This window comes from Dongia deserti, from assembly GCF_003574735.1.
Lineage (GTDB): Bacteria > Pseudomonadota > Alphaproteobacteria > Dongiales > Dongiaceae > Dongia_A > Dongia_A deserti.
The window spans coordinates 198,373-222,844 of sequence record NZ_QORW01000011.1; the positions used below are offsets into that span (position 1 = coordinate 198,373).

General features: G+C 64.6%; 27 protein-coding genes and 1 tRNA gene. 11 read left to right on the forward strand and 17 right to left on the reverse strand.

Features of this window, described 5'->3' with window-relative positions; genetic code table 11:
• Positions 1-14: 14 nt before the first annotated feature.
• Both DTX69_RS18605 and DTX69_RS18610 read right to left on the reverse strand, forming a co-directional pair.
• Positions 15-335 carry a DUF167 domain-containing protein gene (locus DTX69_RS18605; RefSeq protein WP_119303050.1) on the reverse strand — a complete coding sequence of 107 codons (321 nt, stop codon included), beginning with the start codon at positions 333-335 and terminating at the stop codon, positions 15-17.
• An 8-nt stretch (positions 336-343) separates the two neighbouring features.
• The gene (locus tag DTX69_RS18610) at positions 344-658 is read right to left on the reverse strand and encodes a YggT family protein (RefSeq protein ID WP_119303051.1); all 315 of its coding nucleotides are present in this window, start codon (positions 656-658) and stop codon (positions 344-346) included.
• A gap of 253 nt (positions 659-911) precedes the next feature.
• Between DTX69_RS18610 and DTX69_RS18615 the strand changes: the two genes are divergently transcribed.
• The 4 genes from DTX69_RS18615 to DTX69_RS18630 all read left to right on the forward strand — a co-directional run bounded on the left by DTX69_RS18615 (position 912) and on the right by DTX69_RS18630 (position 4,230).
• Positions 912-987, forward strand: a tRNA-Ala gene (locus tag DTX69_RS18615).
• 152 nt (positions 988-1,139) lie between these two features.
• Positions 1,140-1,943: a hypothetical protein gene (locus tag DTX69_RS18620; RefSeq protein ID WP_162917345.1), complete on the forward strand. Its 804-nt coding sequence runs from the start codon at positions 1,140-1,142 to the stop codon at positions 1,941-1,943.
• Positions 1,944-1,985: 42 nt separating this feature from the next.
• The gene (locus DTX69_RS18625; protein ID WP_119303053.1) at positions 1,986-2,690 is read left to right on the forward strand and encodes an SDR family NAD(P)-dependent oxidoreductase; all 705 of its coding nucleotides are present in this window, start codon (positions 1,986-1,988) and stop codon (positions 2,688-2,690) included.
• Positions 2,691-2,811: 121 nt separating this feature from the next.
• A complete protein-coding gene (locus DTX69_RS18630; protein WP_119303054.1) occupies positions 2,812-4,230 on the forward strand; it encodes an arylsulfotransferase family protein in 1,419 nt (472 codons plus the stop codon).
• 104 nt (positions 4,231-4,334) lie between these two features.
• Here the strand turns inward: DTX69_RS18630 and DTX69_RS18635 are convergent, their stop codons facing one another.
• The 3 genes from DTX69_RS18635 to DTX69_RS18645 all read right to left on the reverse strand — a co-directional run bounded on the left by DTX69_RS18635 (position 4,335) and on the right by DTX69_RS18645 (position 8,031).
• A complete protein-coding gene (locus DTX69_RS18635; RefSeq protein ID WP_119303055.1) occupies positions 4,335-4,802 on the reverse strand; it encodes a phosphatase PAP2 family protein in 468 nt (155 codons plus the stop codon).
• Positions 4,803-4,924: 122 nt separating this feature from the next.
• Entirely contained in the window at positions 4,925-6,124 is a 1,200-nt protein-coding gene (locus tag DTX69_RS18640; RefSeq protein WP_119303056.1) for a cytochrome P450, read from the reverse strand.
• A gap of 26 nt (positions 6,125-6,150) precedes the next feature.
• Positions 6,151-8,031 (reverse strand): adenylate/guanylate cyclase domain-containing protein, encoded by a 1,881-nt coding sequence (locus DTX69_RS18645; protein WP_162917346.1) that lies wholly within the window; start codon positions 8,029-8,031, stop codon positions 6,151-6,153.
• A gap of 181 nt (positions 8,032-8,212) precedes the next feature.
• On the opposite strand from DTX69_RS18645, the gene DTX69_RS30240 reads away from it, so the two are divergent.
• A complete protein-coding gene (locus DTX69_RS30240; RefSeq protein WP_162917347.1) occupies positions 8,213-8,671 on the forward strand; it encodes a YHS domain-containing (seleno)protein in 459 nt (152 codons plus the stop codon).
• Positions 8,672-8,685: 14 nt separating this feature from the next.
• Here DTX69_RS30240 and DTX69_RS18655 read toward each other — a convergent pair whose 3' ends face one another.
• The 6 genes from DTX69_RS18655 to DTX69_RS18680 form a co-directional block, all read right to left on the reverse strand.
• Positions 8,686-9,531, reverse strand: coding sequence for a hypothetical protein (locus DTX69_RS18655; RefSeq protein ID WP_162917348.1), 846 nt, complete (start codon positions 9,529-9,531; stop codon positions 8,686-8,688).
• Positions 9,532-9,603: 72 nt separating this feature from the next.
• A complete protein-coding gene (locus tag DTX69_RS18660; protein ID WP_119303060.1) occupies positions 9,604-10,404 on the reverse strand; it encodes a phytanoyl-CoA dioxygenase family protein in 801 nt (266 codons plus the stop codon).
• A gap of 40 nt (positions 10,405-10,444) precedes the next feature.
• Positions 10,445-11,347, reverse strand: coding sequence for a glycosyltransferase family 2 protein (locus DTX69_RS18665; RefSeq protein ID WP_162917349.1), 903 nt, complete (start codon positions 11,345-11,347; stop codon positions 10,445-10,447).
• On the reverse strand, positions 11,344-12,087 hold the full coding sequence (locus DTX69_RS18670) for a glycosyltransferase family protein (protein ID WP_119303062.1): 744 nt from the start codon (positions 12,085-12,087) through the stop codon (positions 11,344-11,346). The genes DTX69_RS18665 and DTX69_RS18670 overlap by 4 nt, the downstream gene beginning before the upstream one ends.
• A gap of 16 nt (positions 12,088-12,103) precedes the next feature.
• Positions 12,104-13,153, reverse strand: a complete 1,050-nt coding sequence (locus DTX69_RS18675; protein ID WP_119303063.1) for an AI-2E family transporter — start codon at positions 13,151-13,153, stop codon at positions 12,104-12,106.
• Positions 13,154-13,266: 113 nt separating this feature from the next.
• Positions 13,267-13,557, reverse strand: coding sequence for a GYD domain-containing protein (locus DTX69_RS18680; protein ID WP_119303064.1), 291 nt, complete (start codon positions 13,555-13,557; stop codon positions 13,267-13,269).
• A 150-nt stretch (positions 13,558-13,707) separates the two neighbouring features.
• Between DTX69_RS18680 and DTX69_RS18685 the strand changes: the two genes are divergently transcribed.
• Complete coding sequence (locus tag DTX69_RS18685; RefSeq protein ID WP_119303065.1) at positions 13,708-14,532, forward strand: MerR family transcriptional regulator; 825 nt, start codon at positions 13,708-13,710, stop codon at positions 14,530-14,532.
• A gap of 87 nt (positions 14,533-14,619) precedes the next feature.
• Positions 14,620-15,297, forward strand: coding sequence for a glutathione S-transferase family protein (locus DTX69_RS18690; protein WP_119303066.1), 678 nt, complete (start codon positions 14,620-14,622; stop codon positions 15,295-15,297).
• 44 nt (positions 15,298-15,341) lie between these two features.
• Here the strand turns inward: DTX69_RS18690 and DTX69_RS18695 are convergent, their stop codons facing one another.
• Together DTX69_RS18695 and DTX69_RS18700 are read right to left on the reverse strand one after the other, a co-directional pair.
• Positions 15,342-16,475, reverse strand: coding sequence for an aromatic ring-hydroxylating oxygenase subunit alpha (locus tag DTX69_RS18695; RefSeq protein ID WP_162917350.1), 1,134 nt, complete (start codon positions 16,473-16,475; stop codon positions 15,342-15,344).
• Between the two features lie 77 nt (positions 16,476-16,552).
• Positions 16,553-17,008: a GNAT family N-acetyltransferase gene (locus tag DTX69_RS18700; protein ID WP_119303115.1), complete on the reverse strand. Its 456-nt coding sequence runs from the start codon at positions 17,006-17,008 to the stop codon at positions 16,553-16,555.
• 135 nt (positions 17,009-17,143) lie between these two features.
• On the opposite strand from DTX69_RS18700, the gene DTX69_RS18705 reads away from it, so the two are divergent.
• Complete coding sequence (locus DTX69_RS18705; protein ID WP_119303068.1) at positions 17,144-17,617, forward strand: peptidoglycan-binding domain-containing protein; 474 nt, start codon at positions 17,144-17,146, stop codon at positions 17,615-17,617.
• Positions 17,618-17,634: 17 nt separating this feature from the next.
• Here the strand turns inward: DTX69_RS18705 and DTX69_RS18710 are convergent, their stop codons facing one another.
• Together DTX69_RS18710 and DTX69_RS18715 are read right to left on the reverse strand one after the other, a co-directional pair.
• Positions 17,635-18,249: a TetR family transcriptional regulator gene (locus DTX69_RS18710; RefSeq protein ID WP_119303069.1), complete on the reverse strand. Its 615-nt coding sequence runs from the start codon at positions 18,247-18,249 to the stop codon at positions 17,635-17,637.
• Between the two features lie 6 nt (positions 18,250-18,255).
• The gene (locus tag DTX69_RS18715; protein WP_119303070.1) at positions 18,256-19,281 is read right to left on the reverse strand and encodes an aldo/keto reductase; all 1,026 of its coding nucleotides are present in this window, start codon (positions 19,279-19,281) and stop codon (positions 18,256-18,258) included.
• A 173-nt stretch (positions 19,282-19,454) separates the two neighbouring features.
• On the opposite strand from DTX69_RS18715, the gene DTX69_RS18720 reads away from it, so the two are divergent.
• Positions 19,455-20,216: an SDR family NAD(P)-dependent oxidoreductase gene (locus tag DTX69_RS18720; protein ID WP_119303071.1), complete on the forward strand. Its 762-nt coding sequence runs from the start codon at positions 19,455-19,457 to the stop codon at positions 20,214-20,216.
• A gap of 49 nt (positions 20,217-20,265) precedes the next feature.
• On the opposite strand, the gene DTX69_RS18725 is transcribed toward DTX69_RS18720, so the two are convergent.
• Positions 20,266-20,601 (reverse strand): 4a-hydroxytetrahydrobiopterin dehydratase, encoded by a 336-nt coding sequence (locus DTX69_RS18725; RefSeq protein ID WP_284735907.1) that lies wholly within the window; start codon positions 20,599-20,601, stop codon positions 20,266-20,268.
• Positions 20,602-20,660: 59 nt separating this feature from the next.
• Between DTX69_RS18725 and DTX69_RS18730 the strand changes: the two genes are divergently transcribed.
• Both DTX69_RS18730 and DTX69_RS18735 read left to right on the forward strand, forming a co-directional pair.
• Positions 20,661-22,397 (forward strand): adenylate/guanylate cyclase domain-containing protein, encoded by a 1,737-nt coding sequence (locus DTX69_RS18730; RefSeq protein ID WP_119303073.1) that lies wholly within the window; start codon positions 20,661-20,663, stop codon positions 22,395-22,397.
• Positions 22,398-22,961: 564 nt separating this feature from the next.
• Positions 22,962-23,522 (forward strand): hypothetical protein, encoded by a 561-nt coding sequence (locus DTX69_RS18735; protein ID WP_119303074.1) that lies wholly within the window; start codon positions 22,962-22,964, stop codon positions 23,520-23,522.
• Here the strand turns inward: DTX69_RS18735 and gcvA are convergent.
• Positions 23,519-24,433: a transcriptional regulator GcvA gene (gene gcvA / locus DTX69_RS18740; RefSeq protein ID WP_119303075.1), complete on the reverse strand. Its 915-nt coding sequence runs from the start codon at positions 24,431-24,433 to the stop codon at positions 23,519-23,521. The genes DTX69_RS18735 and gcvA overlap by 4 nt on opposite strands.
• Positions 24,434-24,472 lie beyond the last annotated feature (39 nt).

Below are 24,472 nucleotides of genomic sequence, written 5' to 3' on the forward strand. Positions count from 1 at the left end.
ATCCTCGTCAGTCTTTACTCGGTCTTCCTGCCGGCGAGCCAGCGCTGCAATCTTGCCAGCAATTCCTGCGATGGGCCGCGAATCTCCACCAGCTTCCGCCGATCGGTTGCGCCGGAGACGACCGAAATGGCCGATTTTGCGACAGCCCATTCCTCGGCCAACAGCGCGACCAATGCGGCGTTCGACTTGCCGTCCTCCGGTGCGGCCGTCACCGCGACCTTCAGCGCTTTTGCGCTGTCCGGCTCGTCCAAAAGCCCGCCGATCCCAGCGCGTTTCGCTTTCGGCGTGACCTTGAGGCGCACGCGCACGCCATCAGGGCAGGCGCGGAAAGGCAACGCGACGCCTAGCGCATATAGCCCGGCACGGTCATCGGCAGCAGGAAATAGATATCCACCGCGTGCACCAGGATCAGCAGGATGACCGGCGAGAGATCGAATCCGCCCAAGTTGCGCAGGAACGGCAGCAGCCGGCGGATATAGGCCAGCACCGGCTCCACCAGGCTGGCGGTGAAACGCCAGACGATCGATACGAACTGATTGTGCGCATTGACGACGTTGAACGCCACCAGCAGGCTCAGGATCACGTGCACCAGCACGATGATGGCGTAGAACCGGGCCAGCGAATGCAGCACATAAAAGATGAAGCCGATGACGTCCATTGTGTGCGGATCCCCGGGTGAAGCCGGCCGCCGAACGAATCAGCAGCGCCGGCGGCATGGATGTGGTGCGAAAACCTAACCGCGCCAAGGCCTTGACGCAAGGGACGGGGCAGCCCGCCGCGCCCCACGCAGCCGGCCGGCTAAGAGTTTGAAACAGCGGGCCTTCTGCCATACCACGGCCGCCATAGTCGGGGGGTTATCCTTGACAGCGCACCGCCGCCTCCTCATATTCCCGCCCGTTCGACCGCCGGATGGGCCCGTAGCTCAGTTGGGAGAGCGTCTCGTTCGCAATGAGAAGGTCGTCAGTTCGATTCTGATCGGGTCCACCAAGCTTCGCTCGTGTGAGCCGAGCAAAGATCGCCGCGCTGAAGTCCGCCCAACAAACCAAATTTAGTATCTTACCCACTCTCCCGCGACTATCGTTCCGCTTATTGGCGGGCTGCTTTCGCGCGGCACGGTTGAGGGGGTGAAAGATTCAAAGGTGAGATCTTGGCTGCCGTCCGGACGCGTCGTCCTGCTAGTGGTAGGCGCGGCCATGCTTGCCTTCATCGACGGCCGGCATGTGGCGACGCATCCGTTTGCGTCCGGCATTTGGGACACTGTGATTCGGCCGGCTCTGTTCCTGGGCACCGTTCTGTGTCTTGCGGCGGTGTACGCCGAGGGCGCCTTCCCACAGGGACCGTGGGGCAGCATACGCCGACGCAGCGGCCTTCGCCTGACTGTTGTGATCGCGGTGTTACTCGGCGTCGGCTTGGAACTCCTCGATCTACTCGGATCTCTTCAGGCAGCTTCCGAAACCACGAGCTGGAGCAGCAGCGGTGAGGACGCAACCTACAGCTCTCTGGTCTATGCGGCATCCAAGGACGCGATCGAGGCCATCGTTTTTCTCTGCTCCGCCCTCTTGAGTCTCGCCCTTATCGCCGTGCTTGTGCTGGCGATCTTCGCGCCGGCCTGCGTCATGCGGTTCGGCCCGCGGGGATTGATCAGCCAGTCCTGGCAGGCGATCCGGCGGCACTGGCTGGCGATCGGCATCCGCGCATTGGCATTTGTGCCCATTTCGCTCATCGCCCTGCCCATCCTGTCTTATTGGCAAGTGGAGGACTGGTCGGTCGGACTTGACACAACGCCCGAACGGATCAGCCAGATTCAGTTCGCGATCGACATGTGCAATGCGGTCGGTGTCGATGGCATCGCCTACAGCGCGCTGGCGAGCACGGCCCTGTTCGGCTTGTTCCTGTGGTGGATCGGGCGATCGACCGGTGTTCTCCTCGACCGTCAGGAATGACATAGTAGTCGCCAAACGCATGCAATCCCGCGGGAGGCGACAATGAGCTTCAAAGGCCAGACCGTGATGATCACCGGGGCCGCTGGCAATCTGGGGCAGGCGGTGTCTGCTGCCTTCGCTGCGGCCGGCGCGAATCTGGTGCTGCTCGATCTCAACGAGGATGCGCTGCAAGAGGTCGCGACTGCCGGCGCGGGCGATGTGCTGCGGCAGCGTGTCGATCTCGGCGATCCCGCCTCGATCGCCGCCGCAGTCGATGCGGCCATTGCGCGCTTCGGCAGGATCGACGCGCTGTGCAACCTTGCCGGTGGCTTTCACATGGGCGAGAAGGTGCACAAGGTTCCGGCTGACAAATGGAACTTCATGATGGAGCTGAATGCCGGCTCCGTGTTGCGCATGAGCCACGCAGTGGTGCCGCACATGCTGAAGGCGAGCGGCGGCAAGATCGTCAATATCGGCGCCTTCTCCGCCTTGAGCGGCAAGGCGGAGATGGGCGCTTATGTCGCATCCAAGAGCGTCGTCATCCGCCTCACCGAGTCCATGGCGGCCGAGTTGCGGGCTGAGCACATCAACGTGAATTGCGTGCTGCCCAGTATCATCGACACGCCGCAGAATCGCGCGGCCATGCCCAAGGCCGACCCGTCCCGCTGGGTTGAGCCGAAAGCGCTGGCCGATGTGTTGTTGTTTCTCTGTTCCCCCGCCGCGCGCGCGATCCACGGTGCGGCCATTCCGGTGGTGGGCCTCAGCTAGCCCGACCGGGTTGCGATCGACGCAACCAAAACCCATACTGCCGCATTGAATGAGGGCATTTGCTGGCGGCCGCGCAACCTGACGCGCGGAATGCCGGCTACCATCACCAGGCGGCTCTCTCATGTCCAAAACACTTTCCTACGATCATTCCAACTCCGAACCTGTGCGCGATGAGTCGCGCGCGCCGAAGCCGCAGCCGGCCACTTCGGCCGAGCCGGATAAGTCTCCGCTCTGGCCCGCCATCATGGCGATCGTGAGCCTGTTGTTTCTCGCATTCGTTGGCGGCGCCGCCATCATGTATTTCAGCGTATTTCCGCAGGATCCGCTGCGGCGCGCATTCTCGGCCGGCGCCGCGCTCTACGAGGAAATGACCGGCTACAACGACCGTTACATGACGGATTTCTGGGCTGATGCGCGCACCGACAAGCGCGGCGTCACGATCTATGACCCGACGCGCGCGGAGAATGGCCTGACGCTCTACAGCTCGACGCACGAGCAGGCCGCCTATCTCATGGACATGGAGGGCAACGTCCTTCATCGCTGGCAGATGAACTTCAGCAAGCTGTGGGACGAAAGCGCGGCAGTGAAAAACCCGCGCCCCGACGAGCTCATCTACATCGAGAAGGCGCAGGTCCTGCCGAACGGCGATCTGATCGCGCTCTACACCGCGATCGGCGACACCCCATGGGGCTACGGCATCGCCAAGCTGAACGCCAAGTCCGAAGTGATCTGGAAATACCTCGCCCACGCGCACCACGATTTCGCGGTCGACGATGCAGGCAACATCCACGTCCTGACCCAGCAGGTGAACGACACGGAGCTGGAGGGCTTCGCGCATCTGTCCAGGCCGCGCGTCGACGACTATCTCGTGACCTTGTCGCCGGACGGGCGGGAGATCGCGTCCACGCCGCTGATGGAAATCTTCGCGAAGTCGCCTTACGGGCGCCGGCTCTATTTTGCCTCGCAGGAATCCTTCAACAACGGCGATTATCTCCACGCCAATTCGGTCGACGTGCTGAAAGGACCCGCGCCCGGCATTCCCGGCAGCCACGCCGGCCAAGTCCTGATTTCCTTCCGCGAGGTCAGCACGGTGGCGCTGGTGGACCGCCAGCGCGGGGAGATCGTGTGGGCGCAAAGCGGGCCCTGGGTGCGGCAGCACGATGCCCAGCTGCTGCCCAGCGGCAACATGCTGGTGTTCGACAACGAAGGCGACAGCAGCGGCAATGGCGTTTCGCGCGTTCTCGAATTCGAGCCGACGACGTCCGCCGTCGTCTGGAGCTATGGCGGCAGCAAGGACGCGCCGCTCGATAGCAAGTCGCGTTCAAGCCAGACTCGCCTGGCGAACGGTAACACCCTCATCGTCGAATCCATGGCCGGCCGTGTCATCGAAGTGGCGCCGGACGGCGCGATCGTGTGGGAGTTCATCAATCCCGTGCGCGGCGGCGAAGGCGACCGGCGCATCCCCATCATCTTCTGGGTTCAGCGCCTGGATCCCGACCGCGACTTCGACGAAGACTTCAAGGCGCAGATCTCCCGCTAGAACGCCCGGCAAGCGCAACTGGGCGGATACGGAGACGCGGACTGCAGGGGATGACGACTGCAGCCCGCGCCCCGAGGTACCACCTCTCGAGCCTCTCCCAGCCCTCAGGGAGTGGCATCAAAAGGCGGTGGGACAACGTTGGTCGGGCTCGGCCTCAGATTGGTCCGCGATGCCATGAAGATGTCCTTGGCGATGGCGAGGCCGAGCGGCACGCCGCCGACATTATCGGTCGCCGCCAGCATCGATGCGGGATCGGTGCCGGTCGTGCCGTCGAACCGCCAATGGACCCCGAGATACATGCGGCTCCTGGCATTCTCGTAGATCGCCTCGTGCAAGCCGTTGAAGTGCCGCTTGTGCCGCGTGCGGACGGTGTCATCCGGGTCGATGCTCTTGCCATCGAGTTCGTCGGACACGAAGTCGAACGAGAGATTGTCCGGCCCTTTGTCATCGCTGCCACCGATCGTCGCCTTGTCGATCGACTTGAGGTACAGCCGGGCGACATGGAATGCCGCTGCGCCGAAGGTCGCGTGCCCCGAGGGATAGGCCGGGAACGGCGGCGTAAAGCTCCGGATCCGCTCATCGGCCGCGTTGGTCTTCGGTGCGCCGAGCGGCCGGCGCGGGAGTCAACAACTGTTTCGTGTCAACAAAGCTGTGTCAGGGACAGGTTTCTACAACCGAAACGATGGATAGTTGCTCAGGCTGCTGCGACAGGCAGACGTGCGATCGCTCTCAGGCCGGGACGTTCGCGCCACCGGATCTCTGAATCGGCGACGGCAAGCTTCAGTGTCGGCCAACGTGTGAACAGGGCGCGCAGCGCGCACTTGGCCTCGATACGCGCCAGCTGATGGCCGAGGCAGAAGTGGATGCCCGTCCCGAATGAGAGATGCCGATTGGGCCGCCGCTCGAGATCGAGCCGCTCCGGCTGTTCATTCGCCATCGGGTCCATGTTGGCAGCGGCCACCATGGCCATGATCTTTTCGCCCTTCCGCAACCGGACGCCGGCCGCCTCAACGTCCTTCTGCACGAAGCGCGGCTTGGAAAATTGCACGGGCGAGACGAAACGCAGAAACTCCTCAACTGCAAGATCGGCGCGGTTCCAATCCTCCGCGAGCCAATCGCGTAGCGCGGAATCTCTCGCCAGCTCATAGACCGATCCGCTGATCAGGTGCGTGGTCGTCTCCGTGCCCGCCCCCAGCAACAGGAATACCATCGCCACCATCTCGCGCGGGCTGATGCGCCCGCCTTCCTTCTCCACGCGGACGAGCTCGGCGATCAGGCCCTCGCCGCCGTACCGGCGCGCGGCTTCCAGCCGCGCTTCCAGATAGCGCTTCATCGAAGCCATCGCGGGGATCAGGCCCAGAAAGCCGAAAGCGCCGGTCAAGCGCGTGAAGCTGTTCGTCCATGCCATGAACTTCGCCCGGTCGGCAACCGGCAGCCCCAGCAGTTCGCAGATGACAGACAGCGGGATTCTGCGCGCATAGCATTCGACGATGTCGGCGGGGCTGCCGTCCGCGAACAGCTCGCCGGCGAGTTGATCGGCGATGGCAAGTATGCGCGGCTCCATCTCCAGAACCGCCTGACGGCGAAAGGCTTCATCGACGATGCTCCGCAGCCGTGTATGGTCCGGCTCGTCCATGGTCAGCATGTTGTCGGCGATCGCGCGGATCAAACCGGGCATCCACCATCTGAGCCCGGCAATCTTGCCGTCTTTGCGTATCGTGAATGCCTCGCTGTCCTTGAGCATGCGGCCGGTCCATTCGTGCGTCGTCGTGACCCAGACCTCGCCGATCATCGGGAACCGCACTTTGACAATGGGTCCAGCCGTTCTCAGCCGCTCGATCTCGGCGATCGGGTTGCGGAAATAGGCCTGGCTGGTGAAATCCACACGCTCCATGGCGACCGGCCTTTGCTCTTGTCTGGCTATCGCAACCCCGCTTTGCGCAGGCCTTCGGCGATCAGGGCGCGGTCGGCCTCGCGCCTGAATTGCGAGACAAAGGTGTCCACGTGAAAGAACGGCCAAGCGCGCAAGGTGGCACTGGCAGCCCTGTCCGCGTCCTCCATGCGGCCGAGCTGCGCATAGGACGCAGCGAGGCACGCAGGGTTGAAGTAGTCCGCTGGATTCTGCCGGATGCCGGCCTCCGCCCATTGCGCCGCCTCGTCATAGCGCCGCACCAGGTAATAGGGCCAGCCGATCGAGTAGTGACGTATGATCGCGACGCTCGGATCAAGCCGCGTCGCGATTTCGAACGATCTGACTGCCTCCTCCGGCTCGCCTGAAAAGGTCAGGACAGCGCCGCGCGCCGCATAGCTTGCCGCATCGTTGGGATTGAGCGCGATCGCCTGCTCGTTCTCCGCTCGCGCCAGGTCGTATTGCTGGCGGCCGAGATAGATCTCCGCCAACACGGCATGTGCGCCGGCATTGTTGCTGTCGAGTTCAAGCGCCTTGTGCGCCAGGCGCTCGGCCTCGTCGAGGTATTCCACCATCAGTTCGGTCCAGCCAGACGTGGCCGTCAGCAGCCGCGTCCTGGCCAGCGCGACATAGGCCGAGGCATAGCTGGGATCGAGTGCGATCGCCTGCTCGAACAGCCGGCGCGCCTCGCGCGTATCAGCCCGCGTGTTGCGGCGCAGGAACTCGCGGCCGCGCTGCAGATAATCGTAGGCCGGCAGATTCTCCGGCGGCTTGGCGAGCGAACGCTGTCGCTCGATGGTGCTGAGCTTGATGGCGAGGGTGCCGACGACCTCGTGGGTGATGTCGTCCTGGACGGCAAAGACATCCTTCACCTCGCCGTCATAGCGGTCGGACCACAATTGCACGCCAGTCATGGCATCGCTGAGCGTGGCGGTGACGCGGACGCGGTCACCGTCCCGTCGCACGCTGCCTTGCAGCACATAGCGGATGCCGAGATCGCGCGCGAGTTCGCCCGGCTTGAACGCCTTGCCCTTGTAATGCCGGACTGCTTCCGGCGCCACCACCGATAGATCGGAGAAGCGCCCGAGCGCCAGCGTCATGTCTTCGGTGATGCCGTCGGCGAAATAGTCCTGAGCCGCATCCCCGCTCAGGTTCTCGAACGGAAGCACGGCAATCGAGGCCTGGCGCACAGTCGGGCTCGCGAGCTGCGGCCCTCCCTCTGTGCCGGGCAAGGTGAGGAGTCCCGAATAGAACGCCAAACCGAGTCCGCCGGCGAGCAGGGCCACGATTGCCGCGGCCCAGAGCGCCATGGCAGCCGCCCGCAGCGACCGGCGCGGCAGCTTGGCCGCAATCGCGCGATCGCCGGAAACCGGCCGCACGCGGTACACGCGAATGGGCTCGCTGATGTTCTTGACCGTGACGGGACCGAGATCCTCGCAGACGAACTCCGGCTTACTTCTGATGATCTCGTGAACGCTGGCCGAGATGCAGATGGCGCCGGGCTGGCAGAAGGTCTGGATACGGTTGGCCACGTTAACGCCGTCGCCGATCAGATCGTCGCCCTGGACCAGGACGTCACCCAGATTGATACCGATCCGGAACTTCATGCGGCTCGCGGCCGGTAGCGCCAGGTCGATCGCCTCAACGCGCTGCTGGATGGCGGTGGCGCACCGCAGGGCCTCCACGGGACTGGCGAACTCCGCGACCACGCTGTCGCCCGCACTGCCGAAGACCCGCCCCTGATGCTCCTGGACCAGACCGTCGATCGCGTCCCGGCACAAACGGAGGGCGCGGAACGTGCCCTCCTCGTCGGCCCGCATCATGCGCGAATATTCCGCCGCGTCCGCGGACAGGATTGTTGTCAGCTTGCGCGCCAGTTCAGTCCCGGCCACCCGACACCTCAAAATACGTTGAACCCTGCGGCCCTCACGGCTGGCGGCATGCAAATCCATTAGACAGGCTCGCTGGAATCTAACACAATTCGCTCGGGCATGCGCATTGGCTGAGCCGGCGCTGCATCGTTTGGTCCCGGCTCCAAGTCCGATGCGACGCAGAGCATCCCGGGAGGTGACCATGCAAAGGGCGATCGCACGGTGGCCGCTGGCTTTGCTCGCCGCGTTCATGCTGCAGGCAAGCGCCAGCGCCGAAAGCACGCAGTCCAGCGCGGCAGCAGACCACGTCGCCATCCAAGGCTACGACGTTGTCTCCTATTTCACCGACGGCAAGCCGGTCAAAGGCAACCCGGCCCACGCAATTTTATTCGACGATGCCAAATGGTGGTTCAAAGACGCGGCGCACAAGGAGATGTTCGCGGCCGATCCGGAGCGCTACCTGCCACAATATGGCGGCTTTTGCGCCGGCGGCATGGCGATGGGCGTTTCCGTCCCGGCCAATCCCGGTAACTGGGTGATCGTAGACGGCAAGCTCTACATCCTGTCCGGCGGGCCGGCCCAACTTGAGGAATGGAAGGCCCACGCCGCGGAGAACATCAAAGCCGCCGACAAGGTCTGGACCGATCAGTCGTTCCAGTAGCGGCTCACGCGCCTTCAGTTGGGCTGTTCGTCGAGCGCGATCAGGCTCTTGAAGATGACAGCGGACTGCGTGGGTCCGAGCGATGCGATCGCGTCGACGAATTCCAGCGCATATTGACAGGCTTCTTCCGCCGGAATGGTGTCGAGCCGTCCCAGATTTGCGATATTCTCGAAGCGATAGTCTTTGGCGAGGTATGCCATCGACAGCTGCTCGGCGAGAACCTCGTCTTCCAGCGGTGATGCCAGTGGCGTGGGATTGGCGACCGCACCTTCCAACGCCTCGGCCTTGAGGGTCGATTCGGTCTCGAGGAACTCCGTCGTGAGATCGCCCTGCTCGAAACGCGGCGTTCCCAGATAGTAATCGACGCAGTAGGCCGGCCTGCTCTGGAACTCCCGCATGACTTCGATCTGACGCAGCAGGATCTTGTGCACGATCGCGTCCGGTACTGACGGCAGATGCATCATGAAGTATTTGGCGACCACGTCAGCCGACGCCGCCTGCCCACGCAGGAATACCTCCGCCCGCGGCGCATCGGTCGGAATCTCCGCCATGCGCGCGCGAAGCTCGGCCCGCGCCTCGGGATGGATCCGGAACAACACCTTGAACAGCCGCTGCTCCGACAGCTCGTCCATGACCGCGTTCGCGGTGACCGACGCTTTCAGCGGCGACATGGCAACGAGAGCGGCCACGATGAATGAGACCGCAACGATCGCCCCAGCAATCGGCACCGTCTTCTGGCGATCAAATCTGCGGCCCAGCGCCAGACCCGCCAGGGCACCGACCGCGCCGCCGACCGCGCCGATGATCCCGTAGAGCGCCCAGCCCGGCAGCGACAGGATCCCGTACAGCAGCGCGCTCAAGGCCGGCTCCCCCGAAATCTGCGGCAAGCCTTGACTGTGTGCAGGCCGGCACCGCTTGTCAAACGCCGTCGGTTACTGCCGCCACACCACGGGGAACCAGTCTTCGCGCAGGCGTTGGCCGGGCTGCATGTCGTGGCCGGGGAACGGCGGCGAGGTGCGGCCGGGCCGCGTTGCGTAGACGGCGTCATCGCCGACGAAGCGCAAGGAGAAGGCGCGCCGACGCTCGGTCGTGAAATTGCCGCGCGCGCCGTGCAGCGTGCGATAGTGGAACGCCACCGCGTCACCCGGCTGCATCTTCCATTCCAGCACCCGGTGGCGGTCGGGCTCGGCATCGGGATCGGGCAGCGCCATATAGGCATCGCTCTCGGCGTAGAACTTCTCCTCCGATAGCCAGCGGACGGGCAGCACCAGCTTCGGCCAGCGGTGCGAACCAGCGACGCAGCGCAAGGTCGCATCCTGCACCGGATCGACCGGCACCCAGAAGCTGACGCTCTGATTGCCATCGACGAAGTAATAGGGCGCATCCTGGTGCCAGGGCGTCGGCTTGGCGGTGCCCGGCTCCTTCACCAGCACGTGGTCGTGGAAAAGCTGCGCAGTCCGGGATTGCATCAAGATGGCCGCCGCTTCCGCCGCCGGCGATCGATGCACGACGTCGGTGAATTCGGGGATGCGCCGCCAGTTGCAGTAATCGTCGAAGAAGCGCCCGCTCTCGCCGGGATTCAGGTTCTCCGCCGCATAGGGGCCGGGCTCGCGCATGTTGCGCTCGATGCCGGTGCGGAGCGTCTCGACCCAGTCGGCGAACAGACCGGGAAGGAGCACTGCGCCATCTTTCTGATAGGCGCGCACCTGTTCGGGTGAAACCGGTTCGAGCATGCCGGCTGCCACTATCGTCCTCGCGTCCGGAACAGCTAGCCTAGTGCCGCGCCGCAGGCAAATGCTGCGAGGTCGCGCCGGGTCCTTGCGATAGTTTCGGCGGGCCGATCAGGATGCCGAGCGCGAGCACCAGGTTCCCGACCGGGATCAAGGGCATCCCAAGCGCCAGGAACAGGCGGTCGCGCTTGCGCGCCCCGATCCAGCCATAGCGCATCTTGCGCAGGGTATTGCCGAGCACCCTGCAGGCCAGCTGCAGCCGTGTCGCGCCGTTGAGTTCGCGCGTGCCGCCGCGTCGGCGGCCGCGCCGGAACTGGTCGCCAAGGAATGCCGCGAGGGTGCCGGGATTGCGATGGATGGTGCGCACCTTCGGCGCCCAGGCCGGCCGGTGCGCGCGGCCGATCCGGCGGTGGAACAGGGTGTCTTCGCCAATCCTCAGCGTCGGGTCGAACGTGCCGAACTCATCGAACAGCGTGCGGTCATAGGATGCGCCGTAGCGCAGCGCAGCGCGCCGCGGGGTGCCCGGCAGCCGGCTGTCGAACACCGCCACATGCGCCGCCCAGGCAATGGGGTTGCGCGGCTGGTCGTTCACTAGGGCGCTGGCGACCGCGCGCCTGCCGGCGCGATGCGCCGCCAGCCGATTTGCCACCCAGCCCGGCGCGGCCAGGCAATCGGCGGCCAGGAAGGCAACATAAGGCGCGCGCGTCGCGGCGATGCCGGCATTGCGCGCGGCGCCAGGCAGCAGCAGCTCCGGCACGTCCAGGACCGATACGTGGAGACCGGCGCGCGCCAGCACGGCGGCCGCGTCGCCGCCGCCGGAATTCACGACCAGGATTTCTGCCGGCTCCGACTGGCTCGCCACTGAACGTACCGCTTCCGCTAGGTGCGGCGGAGCGCCCACCGATAGAACGATGACTGCCAGATCCGCCTTCGCGTCCGCACTCACGTGGTCACCGCGCGCAGATCTGGCATCCATAGGCCGCCGTCATCGACATGCACGGGGTGGTAGGCGCGCTCGGGCGTCACCGTCTCGAAGACGGCGCCTGTCTCGTCGGTCAGATAATCGTAGCCGATTGACTGATAGGCGAGCTGGGGGTCGAGCCTGTTGTAGAGGTCGCGTCTTGCGGCGCGGCGCCGCGGATCGATCATTTTCAGGTGATAGAGATTGAGATCGGTGTTGCGCTTCTTGTGCCCTGCGTCGGACGGCAGCCACGCGCCGTGCAGGGCGCGGGTGTCGGGGCCGAATGCCCCGTCGGGCAGGCGGAAGATCCGATATTGCCATTTTCTGCCCCAGACGCCGTCGACCCGGTAGCGGTCGGGCGCGAACATCTCGCGGATACGAACCGAATAGGCCGCGAGATCGTCGCCCGCGGTGAGCCGTGGCAGGAGCGAGGCCGCGCGCGCTTCGAGCCGCTCATCGGGATCGATCGCCAGCACCCAGCGCGCCGCAATATCCCGCGCTGCGCTCAGCAAAGCATGGCGCCGCGCCGGCTCGTCGCTGAAGAGGCCTGCGCCGGCGCGATCATCGAAGGAGATCCAGCCATCGACCATCGGCTTGACATTGGCCAGCAGGTCGGGAACCAGATGCGCATCGTAGCGGAACGAGAAGACCGCCACAATCCGCGGCCCTCTTCGTCGCAGCCGGTCCAGCAGGGAGCGCGGACGCTGGAGCGAGACCTCGATCACGCCGCCCCCTGTGCAGTCATATCAGCCCGCGCGCCGACAATTCGTATTTGACGTAGGCGTAGTAGATCGGCGCGGCGATGATGCCGGGAATGCCGAAGGCCGCCTCCATCACCAGCATCGCCAACAGCAGCTCCCACGCCCGCGCGCGGATCTGCCCGCCGATGATGCGGGCGTTGACGAAATATTCGAGCTTGTGGATCGCGATCAGGAAGGCAAGCGAGGCGATGGCGACGTAGAGCGAAACGCTCAGGCTGACGACGAAGATGACGGTGTTGGAGATGAGGTTGCCGAGCACCGGCAGCAGCCCGACCACGAAGGTGACGAGGATCATCGTCTTGACCAGCGGCAGGTGCACGCCGAACATCGGTAGGATGGCCGCGAGATAGATGCCGGTCAGCAGCGTGTTGAGCGCGGAGATCCGCACTTGGCCGAACACCACGCGGCGGAAGGCGCGGCCGAGCAAGGTGATGCGCGCCTCCAGTGCGTGTGCCAAGGGTCCCGGCATCCGCCCGTTGCCGTAGCCCTGCGTCGGGTCCGATAGCACGATCATGCCGCCGATGATCATGCCGATCAGGATATGCACCAGCACCTTGCCCAGTCTTTCGCCGAGATTCCCGAGCGCGCCGGCGTTAGCGCGCAGCCAGGTCACCGCCTCGGCGCGCAGTTCGTCGACATTGGCGGGGAGGTACTGCAGGTATTCCTGCGCCCAAGGCGGGAAGTGCATCCGCGCGCTGTCGATGGCATTGGCCATTTCCTGCATCAGCGGTGCCACGCCTTCGGACGTGCCGGTGAGCATGTTGGCCAGCCGGACCGTGCCGTAGGTCAGCAGAATGGTAAAGATGCCGCCGAGGATGGTGAGCGCGATCACCTTGCCACCGAAGCGCGAGATGCCGACCTGCCGGTGGCGCGCCGCCAGCATCTGCGCGCACTGGTGCGCGAGCAGCCCTGCTAGCAAGGCCGCGAGCAGCCCGAACTTCAATACGACGATCAGCCCGACCCCAGCGAGGATCAGCGAAGCGATCTCGATCCGGTTGGTGCGTTCGGTCAGGCTCTCGGGCAGGTTCATAGCGGTCTCAGGTTCATGCTGTGGCGGGGCACAGTAGCGCACCCCCCCGCGGCAACGCCACCCTTGCCGCGCCTCTTGGAACCTAGCCCGATATGCCTAACCGCGTGCTAACGCTATAAGGCGCCGAGAATCTTTCTGTATTCGTCCTCTGAGAACGCTTTCAGCGTCTGGGTCCGCACATTGCCGGCGCCCGCCAGGTTCAGGACGAATTTCGCCACCGCCGCATCGTCCGGAGCCTCCATATGCACGACCATGTCGTAGCCGCCCATGGTCATGTAGAAATCCCCCAGCTTGGCGCCGGCAGCTTCCGCTTGCTTGCGCGCCGCATCCAGACGCTTGGGAGAATCCTTGGCGTTCTTCACGCCCTGATCGGTCCAATTCACCAGAAGGATGTATTTGGCCATGGCCTTCCTCCCTTGTGCTCATGAGACCCGGAGGAAGCGTAGGCCTGCCGGTGAGGGATTACAATGCGGGCTTGCATGAAACGCTTGACTTTGACGCTACGTAAGGCCCGAGGCTGCAAGTGACAGGACGAAAGGCGGAGGCCCGGGGCGGTGTTCAGGATCGGCGAATTTTCTCAGATCGCGCGCGTATCGGGCCGCTTGTTGCGCTACTACGATAGCATCGGGTTGTTGCGGCCACAGCGCATCGATCCGGACACGGGCTATCGCTACTATAGCGCCAGCCAGCTGCAGCAGCTCAACCGCATCCTGGCGCTCAAGGAGCTGGGGCTTTCCCTGGACCAGATCGCGCGCATGCTGGATGAGCGCATATCGGTGGCCGAGATTCGCGGCATGCTGGCCCTGAAAAAGGCGGAGCTCGAACAATCCTTGGCGGCGGAGGCCGCACGGCTGCGCCAGATCGAATCCCGCCTTGTCCAGATCGAACAGCAGGGCACGCTCGGCGACTATGACGTGGTGCTGAAATCCGCCCCGGCTGTGCCGTTCCTATCCCTGCGCGCGGTCTATTCGAGCCTCGACCACGTCGTCGCCGCGATCGGCGAGATATTCCATGCGGTCCGTACCCAAGTGGCGGCTCAGGCGCGCGATCAAATCGTTGTCGTGGCCCATTCCGATTTCGAGGACCAGGATCTGGATCTTGAGATCGGTGTCACCCTGACGCGCCAAGTCAATCGACCCGTGCGCCTGGGCGATCGTGGCGAGTTCAGCATGACGGAGCTGGCGGCTGCCGATCGCCTCGCAACAATCGTGCGTAGCGGGCCGCTCTACCAAAGCCATCTGGCGTTTGGAAAACTCGGCGTGTGGATGGAGGCGAATGGCTACGAGATCGCGGGGCCTTGCCGCGAGGTCTTTCTCGATCTGCCCATCCAGGACAATCCCGCCGTGGAAATCCAGTTTCCGGTGACCAAGGCGGCGTAGCTCGAAGCGCCGCTGAAACCAGGAATGTCCCGCGAAGGCGATGGTCTTCGCGACGGGGGGTGTTTGTCTTATTGAAAGGAGCTATCGATGTTAACAATCTATGGCGTGCCGATCTCGGTCCACACACGCAAGGTCATCGTGGCCGCGATCGAGAAGAAACTGCCGTACCAGAACGAACCGGTCATTCCGTTCGATCCGCCGGCGGGGTGGGACAGGCTCAGCCCCACCGGCAAGATACCGGTGGTTTCCGATGACGGCTTTGAACTCGCGGATTCTTCCGTCATCTGCGCCTATCTCGAACAGACCCGCCCGGAGCCGGCCTTGTTTCCGCGCGAGGCGAAAACGTGCGCCCGCGCACTATGGCTGGAGGAATATTGCGACGGCACGCTGTTCCGCGAGGTGGTCCACGGTCTCTTTTTTCAGAACGTCATCAGGCCAAAGATCCTGAAGCTGGAGACCGACCCGAGCGCAGTGGATGAAATTCTGACCCAAGCGCTGCCAAGAGTATTCGGCTATCTGGAGAGCCAGGTCGGCGACGGCTTTCTGGTAGACGGCCATTTCGGGATTGCCGACATCGCCCTGACCTCGAACCTGGTGAACTATCATTACCTGGGGTACCGGATCGACGGCGCGCGCTATTCCCGGTTGGATCGATACTTCAACCGTGTTTGCCGGCATCCTTCGATCGCGACGGCCTTGCGCACCGAACAGCCGGTGGCGCAGAACATGGGCCTCGATTTGAGCGCAATCGCTGCGCACGCTTGATGTCTGCGGCCGGAATGCCATCACTCGTTCCGGCCGCTCCCTCCTCAGAGACCCATCGCCTCGGCATATTGGCGCTGGAAGGCGTGCACGTTGATCTCGCTGATGTTCGCGTGGTCGTCGCTCGCCACGAAGCGGCCGCGGCGATAGCCGAGCGACTTGAGGCCGCGATGCACGGATTCGCAGATCGCGGCGTCCTCCAGCCATAGCACCTTGCCCAGATAATCGAGGCGGTCCTGCGGCAGTTGCTCGCCGGGCATGGTCAGAGTCACCCATGAGATGCGTGTCTGCTCGGCATCGACCGGCGTGAAATAGAACGCCGACAGGGCGCGCGCACCTGGCATGACGCTGAACTCGATGTTCGGGAACAGGTGCCAGAAAACGTTGTGCTGGACCGGCTCCTCGGGACCGACGTGATAGGCGCTGTTGTCGTTGCGCCGAAGCGGCGCGCTGCTCTTCATCCAGGCATCGTGCCGCGTCAACTCGTAGTGGCCGACATCGATCATGTCGACATAGGCTTTGTGGGCGGGACCGCAGTGGTAGCATTCGAGGCAGTTCTCGGCCATCACCTTCCAGTTGGCTTGCAGCAGGGAGCCTGTCTCCTCCGTGAAAGAGTAGGCGGGATTGAAGGTGAGATCCCCGAGCCATGGCAGTTCGCGCGCCATGTCGGCGAACATGCCGCCGGCGAGCGCGCTCACCGATGGCGCCTCCGGATCGAGATTGACGAACAGGAAGCCCAGATGCCGCTCCAGCCGCACGGGCGCCAGTCCGTATTCCTTCGGGTCGAATGCGGGCAAATTCGGCGTCGCGCGCGCGGCACGCAGACTGCCGTCCAGCTCGTAGCTCCAGGCATGATAGGGGCAGACGATCACGGACTTGACGTTGCCGCGCCCCTTAAGCAGTTCATGCGCGCGGTGCTGGCACACGTTGAAGAAGGCGCGCACCTGCCGGTCTCGGCCGCGCAGCACGAACACGCTCTGGTCCACGATGGTGGCGCACACATAGTCGCCCGCCTGCGGCAGCTCGCTCTCATGCGCCACGATCTGCCAGCTCTTGTAGAACAGGCGCCGCTTCTCCTCCGCGAACACGGCGGGATCGCTGTAGAGATAGCCGGGCAGGGCCGTCGAGCGCGCGGGATCGGCCGTGAAGCTTGCAACCTGCGGCTCCGGAGAGCGGATCATGGGCGCCTCCAATCGAATGAATGATCATTCATTGAATACCGTAATCGCGTAGCAATATCAAAGCAATAGATGAAGAACTAAGAATCAGCGCGCTGATATTGGATGAAACCGCCGTAGCGCGCGACCTGGTCATAGAGCAGCCGGGCAGCGGCGTTGCTCTCGTGGGTCAGCCAATAGACCTTGGCTGCGCCTTCCTGGTCGGCGGCTTCATAGACCGCCTCTATCAGCTTGCGTGCGACGCCGGAGCGGCGGCCTCTGGGATCGACGAACAGATCGTTGAGATAGCAGGCGGGCCCCACCAGCCAGGTCGAGCGGTGGAACAGATAATGCGCCAAGCCGATCAGCTTGCCGTCCCGCTCCGCAACCACGCAATAGACCGGCTCCTGCTGGTCGAAAAAACGATTCCAGGTCGCGCGCGTCGCCTCGTCCGGAATGTGCGTGCGGTAGAATTCCTGGTAGCCGCGCCACAACGCCAGCCACGGCTCGAAATCCGTTTCGCGCACCGGGCGGATGGCGGGATCGTCGCTCTGCATGCACTCCGTCCCCATTCTCAGCAGTCAATGCAATCACGCTGCAGCAGCGAATTCAACGATCTCGATGGATAGACCGGAACCGAAAAGGCGGATCCCGTGTTTGCCTGCTGCCTTACGGGCAATGGTGGCGATGCCATGGGCTCCCGCTTTCCGCTTTCCAACCTTGCGCGGCGGTTCAGGACTGACGTTCAGATCCTGTTCTGTCGCCGCATCCGCGGCGGGCCCTCTGTGCGGGAGCGCGCAGTAGCCCTGGATCGGATCGCCGGATCGCTCTGCCTGGTGTTCATGACGGGAGCAACCCTGTGGCTCGCCAACCAGACGTTGCCGGCCACCACGCCGCGGATCCCGCTCATCGGCGAGAGCGCGCAGGCAGCTCCGGCGGATCCAGAGAGTGAGGTGCCCGCGACAGAGGGAAGCGCCGAGACCCCGACGTCCGCCGACATTCGCGCGCTGCAGAGCAAGCTGAAGATGCTGGGATTCGACCCGGGCCCCGTCGATGGTATCGCCGGCCCGCGCACGCTGAGCGCCCTCAACCTCTACCGCGCGTCGATCAAGCTCGATCGCGTAAGCCACATCGATCGGACGACAATCGCCAACCTGACGGATTGAAGGTCCCCGCGCTGGTTCTAGCGGCGCTTGGGCCCGGAGCGCGCCGTGAGCGCCGCCTTCAAGAGCGCCCACACGCCTTCGAACGCCTGGTCAATCGCCGGATCGGCCCACTCGCCGGCATGGGCCGGATTGTGGAAGCGGGCGGTCGCGTCGAACACCGAGCGCGCCGCCACCCCGGCGTCCTTCGCCATGATGGTGCCGCTCTTCACTCCGTCCGCGATGATGCGCGTTGCCTGGTCGATCAGGGCGTCCACATGGGCCTTGGTCACCTCGCGTGCATCGCCCGCCAGGCTGATATAGGTCGCGAACAATTCGGGTTCGTTCAGCGCCCGCCGCCGCTTGACAGCCATCAGCTGCTCCAGCCACAGCCTGAGCCGCTCCGGCGCCGGTTGCCGCCCGCGCACGATCTCTTCCAAAGGTTCGGTGATCCGGTGCAGCCAACGCTCTAGCACCGCGTCGCGCAAGGCCGCCTTGCTGGGGAAGTGGCGATAGACGCTGCCATGGCTGACGCCCAGCGCGCGCGCCACATCCACCACGGTCGCCTTGGACGGACCGAAGCGGCGGAGGACTTCCTCCGCCGCTTCCAGGATCTTCTCGCGCGTCAGGATGCCATCGCTGGCAACGTCATTCATGGTGGCTCAAGCCGCATTCTCCCTGCCCGTGCTGCGCTTCTCGCTGTCCAGCATGGACATGCCCCAGCTGTCATAGCGGTCTCCCGCCGCCGCGCCAAGAGGCACCGCCCGCTCGATCCGCTCCAATTCCTCGGCGCTGAAAGTCACATCGAGAGCGCCCAACGCCTCGACAAGCCGATCGCGCTTGCGTGCACCGACCAGCGGCACGATATCCTCACCGCGCGACAGCACCCAGCCGATCGCAGCCTGCGCGACACTGACGCCCTTAGTCTCGGCGATACCGCGCAACGCCTCGACCAGCGCCAGATTGCGATCGAGATTGTCGCCGCTGAAACGTGGGCTGCGGGCGCGGAAGCCCTTTTCGCCTGCGCTGCGCTCTTTGCTCCAATGACCGCTCAGGAGCCCGCGTGAGAGCACGCCATAGGCAGTGACCCCGATGCCGAGCTCGCGCAGGGTCGGCAGGATTTCCGCTTCAATCGACCGCGTGAACAGCGAATACTCGATCTGCAGATCGACGATCGGGTGAGTCTTGTGGGCGCGGCGGATCGTCTCCGCGCCCATTTCCGAGAGGCCAATATGGCGCACGTAGCCCGCCTTCACCATGTCCGCGATGGCGCCGATCGTGTCCTCGATCGGCACCGCCGGATCGACCCGCGAGGGCCGATAGATGTCGATATAGTCGGTGCCGAGGCGCTTCAGGCTGTAGGCCAGCGCGTTCTTCACAGCCGTTGGCCGCGCGTCATAGCCGCCAAAGCCGCCGCCCGGCTCGCGCAGCGCGCCGAACTTCACGCTGAGAATGACGTTGTCGCGCTTGCGCCCTTTGAGCGCCTCGCGGATCAGCATCTCGTTATGGCCGATGCCGTAGAAATCCCCGGTGTCGAGCAGCGTGATGCCGGTCTCGAGCGCGGCATGAATGGTGGCGATGCCCTCCGCTTCCTCCGCCGGGCCATAGAAATCCGGCGACATGCCCATGCAACCCAGGCCGAGCGCGGAGACGGCGGGTCCGGTTTTACCAAGCGAGCGCGTTTTCATGAGAACCTCCTTTGCAGGTCCTCCGAAGTTGCGACATGGACTGACAGGTTTCAATATCTGTCAGTCCATTTTCGTCGAATCAAGCGCGTCTGTGGCCGGCGAGACACAGCGGGCGGACGTGGCGTTCCAGCCAAGTGCTTGCTAAGACCAGCCATCCAGCCAAGGAGCAGCCCATGCAGGTCGCAACGCAATCCGCTCTGGTCGCCGGCGGCGGGTCGGGCATCGGCGCATCGGTGGCGCAGCATCTGGCCGGCCTCGGCGCCAAGGTGGCGGTGCTCGACGTCAATCTCGAGGGGGCCGAAGCGGTCGCACGGGAGTGCGGCGGCCGCGCCTTTGCCTGCGACATCGCGAGCGCCGAATCCGCCGCGCAGGCGATCGCCGCCGCGCGCGAAGCGCATGGGCCTGCGCGCATTCTCGTGAACTGCGCCGGCATCCTGTCGCCAGGGCGCATTCTGGGCAAGGACGGACCGCTGCCGCTCGATGCGTTCCAGCGCGTGATCGAGGTCAACCTGATCGGCGCCTTCAACCTTTTGCGCCTTGCCGCCGCCGACATGGCGCCGCTCGCACCGCTGGCCGACGGCGAGCGCGGTGTCATCATCAACACCTCGTCGATCGCTGCCTATGAAGGCCAGATCGGGCAGATCGCCTATGCGGCCTCGAAAGCCGGCATGGCAGGCATGACCTTGCCGGCCGCGCGTGATCTCGCGCGCCACGGCATCCGCGTGCTTTCCGTCGCGCCGGGCCTCGTCGCCACGCCGATGCTGACCAGCCTGCCGCAGGAGATGCAGGATGCGCTCGCCCAGTCCATCCCGTTCCCGCAGCGCCTCGCCGATTCGAAGGAGGTGGCGCACCTCGTCCAGCATATGGTCGAGAACGTGATGTTGAACGGCGAGGTCATCCGCCTCGACGGCGCGCTCAGGATGCCACCGCGGTAGGTCAGGTATCAGTAGTCAGGTATCAGTGCTCAGAACGGAATTCCTCTGATTACTGATTACTGATCCCTGATATCTGACGGGCCAGCTTCACATCCCGCTGGCTGAGGCCGTTGCACTCATGCGTGCTGAGCAGGACATCGACCCGGTTATAGACGTTGAACCATTCCGGATGATGGTCGGCCTTCTCCGCCATCAGCGCGACGCGGGTCATGAAGCCCCAGGCCTCATTGAAATTCTTGAACTTGAAGGAGCGCTGGATCGCATCGCGTCCTTCCACCAGGTTCCAGCCACTCAGCTCCTTCAGGGCCGTTGCCCGCTCCTCCGCCGTCAACTTCTCGATCATGGCCATGCCTCTTTGTCTCGATACGCCTTGCGGCCGGTGCATGCCGATGGACACCCGCTCAGCGTGATCCTATGATTCTGACAATATTTTAGGGCATAGCAATGTCGGACCTCCGCCCGCAGCGCCGCCTTGCCGCCATCCTCGCTGCCGACGTCGTCGGCTACAGCCGATTGATGGAGCTGGACGAGGTAGGGACCCTCGCCACGCTCAAGAGCCGGCGCAAGGATATTGTGCAGCCTCTGGTCGCGCAGCATCAGGGCCGCGTATTCAAGGTCACCGGCGACGGCATCATGGTGGAGTTCGCCAGCGCCGTGAACGCCGTGCAATGCGCGATCGACCTGCAGCAGGCCATGGCCCAAGCGGCCAGCGAGCAGCCCGATGACCGCCGCATTGTGCTGCGCATCGGCATCAATCTGGGCGACGTGGTGGTGGAGCGCGGCGACCTGTATGGCGACGGCGTCAATATTGCGGCGCGCTTGGAAAACGCTGCGGATCCCGGCGGCATCTATCTTTCCGGTACCGCCTATGACCAGGTCCGCAACAAGTTCGAGGCAGCGTTCGAGGAACTCGGCGAGCAGAGCCTGAAGAATATCGGGATGCCTGTCAGGGTCTATCGCGTGGCGGGCCTGACCCGGATTCCCATCGCCGTCGCTGCGGCGCCAAGCGATAAGCCATCCATCGCGGTCCTGCCCTTCACCAGCATGAGCGGCGATGTCGAGCAGCAATACTTCAGCGACGGCGTCACCGAGGACATCATCACCGAGCTTGCGCGGTTCAGGCAGCTGCAGGTGCTGGCGCGGAACAGCTCGTTCCGCTATCGCGGCCAGGACGTCGACGTACAGCGCGTCGGGCGCGACCTTGGCGTGCAGTATGTCGTCGAAGGCAGCGTGCGCCGCATCGGCAACCGCATCCGCATCACGGCGCAGCTCATCGACACCGCGACCGGTCATCACGTCTGGGCGGACCGCTTCGACCGCAACGAGGAGGAGCTGTTCGAGGTCCAGGACCAGGTGGTGAAGACTATCGCAGCCACCCTGGTCGGGCGCATGAACGCCGCCGCCACCGACCGCGCGAAGCGCAAGGCGCCCGCCAGCCTCGCCGCCTATGAGCTGGTGCTGCGAGGCGATGCCCTGCCGGTCTATCGTCCCGGCGCCACCGAGGAGGCGCGCGCGCTCTTCCAGCAGGCGATCGCCCTCGATCCCACCTATGCCCGCGCCTATTCGCTGCTGGCGAATCTCGAGATCACCTGTTGGTACCGCGATTTCGACGCGCCGCTCAGCATCCTCGATCGCGGCTTCGAGCTGGCGCAGAAGGCGGTGGAGCTCGATCCCAACGATCCGTCATCGCACGTAGCGGTCGCCCGCATCCACCAGGCGCGCGGCGCCTATCACCTCACCGAGCACCATTACCTGAAAGCGCTGGAACTCAACCGCAACAGCGCTCTCCTGATGGCGGGCTTCGGCGATCTTCATATTACCCTGGGCGATTCGCTGAAGGCGCTCGAGTACTTCAAGCAGGCGCGCGCCCTCGATCCCTTCTTCGATCCGACTTGGTTGTGGCCGATCAACGGCATCGCTTATTTCATGGCCCGTCAGTATGAGGAGGCGATCGCCGCCCTGGAGCGCGCGACCGACCCGCCCTACTGGGTGCATGTCTATCTCGCCGCCAGCCACGCGATGCTGGGGAACAGCGAACGCGCCCGCCATCACGCTGCCGAGACCATGCGCCTCAAACCCGATTTCTCGATTTCGCGCTCCATGAGTCGCCAACCGCTGCGCCTTGCCAGCGATCGCGAGCACTTGGTCGAAGCCCTGCGCAAAGCTGGACTACCTGAGTAAACTGCACTCTGCACGGATCGGCCTGCATGCTCCTCGACGCAACCGCTAGCCCCTAGCTACAACCTTAGCGAGAATCCCCTTGAGCGATGCGCCGCATCATGGTATAAGTGACTCATAGTTTCAGCCGCACTAGTGGCAACCTTTTGCAGATGCGTCACACCGCCGTGACGTGCCTTCGCGAGCAGTGACGCACGCGCCATCGAACGTGACAGCACGACCATGACCGATCGGACGAGGCCGTCTCGTCTTCGAGCGAGTCAGCGACAACCAGTCGCATGCGGCGGGTGGCGCCTTGCCGCGCGGGACGGCTCAACAGTCACGGTGCGGACGACCATAGGTTTATGCCTCCCCACTCCCAGGCGGCGAATCCCCGACGCCGCCTGGATCTTTTTCGCAATGCCGCGTGCTTCGAAGATTCTTTTTGCGAATGACTTGCAATTGCATCTGAGCCCTGCTACAAGGACCGGGCTCGCGGGGCGGCGACGGCTTCTCCCAGAAACGCCGAGACCAACACTGGCAAATGCCGACCCGCGAGCGCCCCACCCCCACATCGGCGGAGCCCGCATGACCGGCCGTACCACGCCTTCCCACGCTGCGCCTGCCAGCGACCACGAGACCGGCCTGCGCGTGGACGAGTTGGATTTCGCTGGACAGTTCCTGCTGTGGGGAATGCGCGCCTGGCTCACCGCCTTCCGACAGCGGCAAGACTCCGACGGACGAGATCGACCGAGCGCCTATCGCGGCATCGCGGGTGAAGGATTCCTGCGCGCGGGCGTGCCGCAGGGCATGGACCTGATCGACGATATCTTCTCGGCGCTCGCCGCCGCGGCCCTGCGCCAGATCGATGTGCGCTGCCCGCGCTGCGCCTATGTCAGCCCCGACGAAGCGCTGTTGCTGGGCGCCGTTGCCGCCAGCCAGCGCACCCAGCACGGCATCGCCTGGTCGGCATTGACGCAGCTGCTGCCGCCCACCGCGGCCCGCGCGGCGCTGCCCTCGCTCATTTCACTCGCCGTGCTGCTGCGCGATGCGGAGCTCACCTTGAAGCCGCTCGATGCGGAGAAGTGCGCGGCACCCGATCTGCGCATCGCGCTCGGGCAGGCGAACGCCGTCGCGCCAGTGCACTAGCTCTCGATTTCCTGCTGCGTCATTTCCGCCATCACCCAAGCGATGAAGGCGGCAACACGCGGATTGGCGCGCGCGGTGCGCGTCGTTACCGCGTAATACGCGTAGGAGGATGAGCGTGAGTCCGCGAACGGCCGCACCAGGCGGCCCGCCGCGAGCTCGTCGCCGATCAGCACGCTGCGCCCGAGCGCGACGCCCTGCCCCAGCAAGGCCGCCTGGTAGAGCTGCACCGAATCGGTGAAATGCAGGCCCGGCGGCTTGCCCGCCTCGCTGAGGCCGAAAGCATCGAGCCAGGGCTGCCAGCGGATCCACGGCTCATTGCCCAGCGCGCCCGCATCGTGCAGCAGCTCATGGCGCGCGAGATCGGCGGGCGCGCGCAAGGGCGGATCGGCATTGAGCAGCGCCGGCGCGCAGACGGGAAAGATCTCCTCCCGCATCAGGTGCGTCGCTTCGAGATTGGGAAAGTCGCCGAGCCCATAGCGGATCGCGAGGTCCGCCTCGTCGCGATGCAGGTCGACGGTCTGCCGTTCGGAGCGGATGACGAGGTCGATGTCGGGGTGCCGCGCGCGGAAGGCGGGCAGCCGCCGCACCAGCCAGCCCGCCGCGAAAGAAGGCAGCACCGTGACCGTGAGCCGCCCCGCCAGGCTGGACTCGTGCACCTGCAACGTGGCGCGCGCGAGACGATCGAATCCCTCGGCGATGCCGGGCAGATAGGCGCGCCCCGCCTCGGTCAGCTTCACGCCGCGCGCCTGGCGCCGGAACAACGTGATGCCGAGCCGCTCCTCCAGCCCTTTGATGTGCTGGCTGATAGCACCGGCGGTGACGCCGAGTTCCGCTGCCGCCTTCACGAAATTGCCGTGGCGGGCCGCCGCCTCGAAGGCGCGCAACGCGGTCAGCGGAGGCAAGGAGCGCATCGATTCACTAAGGCCAAGTCCAGCTAAGCCTTAGCATCA